The following is a 3,882-nucleotide window of genomic DNA, read 5'->3' on the forward strand; positions in this document are numbered from 1 at the left end:
GGGCGACACGATCGAGGGGGCGAGGACCTTTCCGTGGCGGCCGGCGGGCGACACGATCGAGGGGGCGGAGGCTCTCCCGTGGCGGTCGCCGGGCGACGCGCTCTACCGGCTGGATCTTTCCCGGAGCCGCCCCTTCCCCTCCGTCCGACCGGTCGGTACGTTCTGGGTGCCCGGCTTCCCGAACCCCTGTGGAGGACCCATGACCGAGGTGCACGGCCACTGCGACGACCGGTTCGCCGCGGTGCGGGCCGCGTTCGAGGAGAACTTCCGCGAGCGGGGCGAACTCGGCGCCGCCGTCACCGTGTTCGTGGCCGGGCGGCCGGTCGCCGACCTCTGGGGCGGCTGGGCCGACGCCGCCCGCACCCGGCCCTGGGAGCGGGACACGGTCGTCAACGTCTGGTCCACCACCAAGGGCGTGACCTCCCTGTGCGCCCACCTCCTCGCCGAGCGCGGACTCCTCGACCTCGACGCCGAAGTCGCCCGCTACTGGCCCGAGTTCGCCGCGAACGGCAAGGAGGGAGTCCTCGTACGGCACCTGCTGTCCCACCGCTCGGGCCTCGCCGGTCTCCAAGTCCCGCACAGCGTCACCGAGTTGTACGACTGGGAGCTGACCGTCTCCCGGCTCGCGGCGGCCTCCCCGCTGTGGGAGCCCGGCACTGTCTCCGGGTATCACGCCCTGCTCTTCGGCCACTTGATCGGCGAGGTCGTCCGGCGCGTCACCGGCCGGCTCCCCAGCGCCTTCCTGGCACAGGAGATCACCGGCCCGCTCTCCATCGACTTCACCATCGGCCTGCCCGAGAAGGACGCCGACCGGGCCGCCGAACTCGTCGCGCCGCCCGCCCTGACCAGCACCCAACAGGCCGCGATGCTCGCCTCGTTGACACCGGTCGCCCTCGCCGCACTCGCCAACCCGCCTGTCGGCGCGCCCGCCGCCAACTCGCCCGCCTGGCGCGCCGCCGAGATCCCGGCGGCCGGGGGCCACGGCACCGCGCGGGCCGTCGCCGAGCTGTACGGGCTGCTCGCGGGCGACCGGGGGCTCCTGTCCCCCGCGGCCGTCGAGCGGGTCCGCGAGGGGCAGGGCGCCTGCCGCGACCTGGTCCTCGGGGCCCAGCTCGGCCGGGACACGGAGGTCGGGCTCGGGCTGTGGCTGAGCGGCGAGCGGGGGTCGTACGGGCCGAACCCTCGGGCGTTCGGGCACGACGGGTTCGGGGGGTCCTGCGGGCTGGCGGATCCGGAGGCGGGGGTGTCGATGGGGTACGTCATGAACCGGATGGGGCCGCACATCGTGGACGATCCGCGGAAGCTGGCGCTGGTGGAGGCGGTCTACGCGTCGCTGTGACCGACGCCTACGCGGCTGCCTTTGCCACTGTCTTTGCGGCTGCCTTCGTGGCTGTCTTTGTGGCCGCCTTTGTGGCCGACGACCAGTCGCGCCCTCGGGCTCCCGTCGTCCCTCGTCCCGAACTCCGGCAGCGCGCGCAGGCTCACCGCGAACCCGGCGCGCTCCAACTCCCGTCGTACGTCGGCGAGTCGGAAGGTCCGGTAGTACATCACGAACGGGGGACGCCACAGCGCGTTGCGGACCCGCATGACGCCGTCGAAGCCAAGAAGCGCCCAGTACGCGGGAGTCGACGCCTTCGGCGGGGCGCCGACGGGGAACGCGAACGTTCCGCCGGGCCGCAGCGCGGTGTGCACCTGGCGGAACAGGCCCGGCAGCTCGCCGGGCAGGAAATGCCCGAACGCCCCGAAACTGACGACGAGATCGAACCCCGCGACGAACGGCAGCGCCCTGGCGTCGGCCCGCACGAGCCGCGCGCCCCGCCCCTTCGCCCGCTCCAGCATCCCCGCGCTGAAGTCGACGCCGGTCACGCTCCCGCACACCTCGCCGAGCACCCCGAGCCCCGCGCCCGTGCCGCAGCACAGGTCCAGCCCATCGCCGTACGGGCCCATCCCCCTCAGCGCCTCGGCCGTCGCGTCGAGCACGGAGTCGGGCGTACGGAACGGGGTGTGGTCGAACTTCGGCGCGAGCAGGTCGTAGCCGTGCTCGACGGACGACAGCGCCTGGACGGCGAGTTCACGCAGACGGGGGCCCTCGGGACTGAACATCCGGATCACCCTAGCTATCCTGGCGGTCCTTGTCCTGACCTGAGGGAGATGCCCGTGCGCGCGTTTCGTGAGGCAGTCGAGTCCGGCGACATGGACGCCGCCGTCGCGCTGCTGTCCGAGGACGTCGTCTTCACCAGCCCGGTCGTCCACAAGCCCTACCGGGGCAAGCCCATCACCGCCGCGATCCTCCGCGCCGTCGCCCAGGTCTTCCAAGGCCTCAGCTACCAGCGCGAGTTGACCGACGGCCCCGACCACGCCCTGATCTTCACGGCCCGCGTCGGCGACCGCGAACTGACCGGCTGCGACTTCATCCACGTCGACGAGTCGGGCCAGATCGACGAACTCATGGTGATGGTACGGCCGTTGTCCGCAGCCCAGGCCCTCCAGGTCGCCATGGAGGCCAAGTTCGCGGAGATCGCGGCGGACGCGGCCCGCTGACCGCGCCGTCGCTGCGGGCGTCCGCCCGGGCGCCGCGTCACCCACTACGCCCTCGACTCCGGCTTCCACACCGTCGTCGAGGGCGTCCTGTATGCCGCGCACTACGGGGATGCGCTGGGGCAACCACCGGCTCTGCCACTACCACGGCGTGCCGTTCGAAGAGCCCCTCGTAGGGCATGCGGCGAAGCCCGAGCTCGTGGGGGTCGGGGAATACCCGGGAACCATTCGGGGTTGACAGACCCGGGTACTCCCGGTGTTACATTGCGGAGAGCACTCGTGTACGTCCCGTCGCGGACGCCGGTGCGAATTCCCTTCTTCTCCGCCCCGTGAAAGCCGGGGTGTCTCTCAGCCGCCGGGAGCGCGTGTCGCCTCCCGAAATCTTCGCGGCGTTCTCCTTCCCCACCGCATGCCACATGCCCGTCCGTCCGCGAAAGGACCGACCTCCATGACCACCACTCTCGAACACCCCCCGATCCAGCAGCAGCCCCCGGCCCGGCTCGTGGCCGGCGTCCTCGACGTCGACGGCGGCGGGAAGGGCCACCTGCGCGGCCCGGGCCTGCTGGCCGAACCGGACGACCCGCAGGTCCCGGCGGCGCTGATCCGCCGTCACGGCCTGCGCCGCGGCGACCTCGTGGAGGGCCTGCGCGACCGGCGCGGCCTGACCGAGGTCACCTCGGTGGAGGGCCGTACGCCCGAAGAGGCGCCCCGACGCCGCACGTTCGCCGAGCTGACGCCGCTGCACCCGTACGAGCGCCTGCGCCTGGAGCACCCCGCGTCAGGGCTCGCGGGCCGGGTCACCGACCTGTTCGCCCCGGTCGGCAAGGGCCAGCGCGGTCTGCTCGTCGCCCCGCCGAAGACCGGCAAGACGGTCCTGCTCCAGCAGCTCGCCGCGGCCGTCGCCGGCAACCACCCGGACGCCCGTCTGATGGTCCTCCTGCTCGACGAGCGCCCCGAGGAGGTCACCGACATGCGCCGCTCGGTGCGCGGCGAGGTGTACGCCTCGACGTTCGACCGCGCGGCCCGCCAGCACACGGCGCTCGCCGACCTGGTCGTCGAACGCGCGAAGCGGCTCGTCGAGGCCGGCGAGGACGTCGTGATCCTCCTCGACTCCCTGACCCGCCTGTGCCGCGCGCACAACAACGCGGCCCCCGGCAACGGCCGTACCCTCAGCGGCGGCGTCGACGCAGCCGCCCTGCTCGGCCCGAAGCGGTTCTTCGGCGCCGCGCGCGCCCTGGAGGAGGGCGGCTCCCTGACGATCCTGGCGACCGCGCTGGTCGAGACGGGGTCGCGGGCCGACGACTACTACTTCGAGGAGCTGAAGGGCACCGGCAACATGGAGCT

General features: G+C 72.9%; 4 protein-coding genes. 3 read left to right on the forward strand and 1 reads right to left on the reverse strand.

The genetic code is table 11. The features are described from left to right. Positions 1–199 precede the first annotated feature (199 nt). Positions 200–1,339: a serine hydrolase domain-containing protein gene (locus AOK24_RS42130; RefSeq protein WP_055725159.1), complete on the forward strand. Its 1,140-nt coding sequence runs from the start codon at positions 200–202 to the stop codon at positions 1,337–1,339. Here the strand turns inward: AOK24_RS42130 and AOK24_RS42135 are convergent. Then, the gene (locus AOK24_RS42135) at positions 1,324–2,103 is read right to left on the reverse strand and encodes a class I SAM-dependent DNA methyltransferase (protein ID WP_240554386.1); all 780 of its coding nucleotides are present in this window, start codon (positions 2,101–2,103) and stop codon (positions 1,324–1,326) included. The genes AOK24_RS42130 and AOK24_RS42135 overlap by 16 nt on opposite strands. A 54-nt stretch (positions 2,104–2,157) precedes the next feature. On the opposite strand from AOK24_RS42135, the gene AOK24_RS42140 reads away from it, so the two are divergent. Together AOK24_RS42140 and rho are read left to right on the forward strand one after the other, a co-directional pair. After that, positions 2,158–2,541 carry a nuclear transport factor 2 family protein gene (locus AOK24_RS42140; RefSeq protein WP_055725157.1) on the forward strand — a complete coding sequence of 128 codons (384 nt, stop codon included), beginning with the start codon at positions 2,158–2,160 and terminating at the stop codon, positions 2,539–2,541. Positions 2,542–2,986: 445 nt separating this feature from the next. Beyond that, positions 2,987–3,882 (forward strand): transcription termination factor Rho (rho, locus tag AOK24_RS42145; protein WP_055725158.1); only part of this gene is annotated, 896 nt, incomplete at its 3' end.

The organism is Streptomyces niveiscabiei (genome assembly GCF_001419795.1).
In the GTDB taxonomy this organism is placed as follows: domain Bacteria; phylum Actinomycetota; class Actinomycetes; order Streptomycetales; family Streptomycetaceae; genus Streptomyces; species Streptomyces niveiscabiei.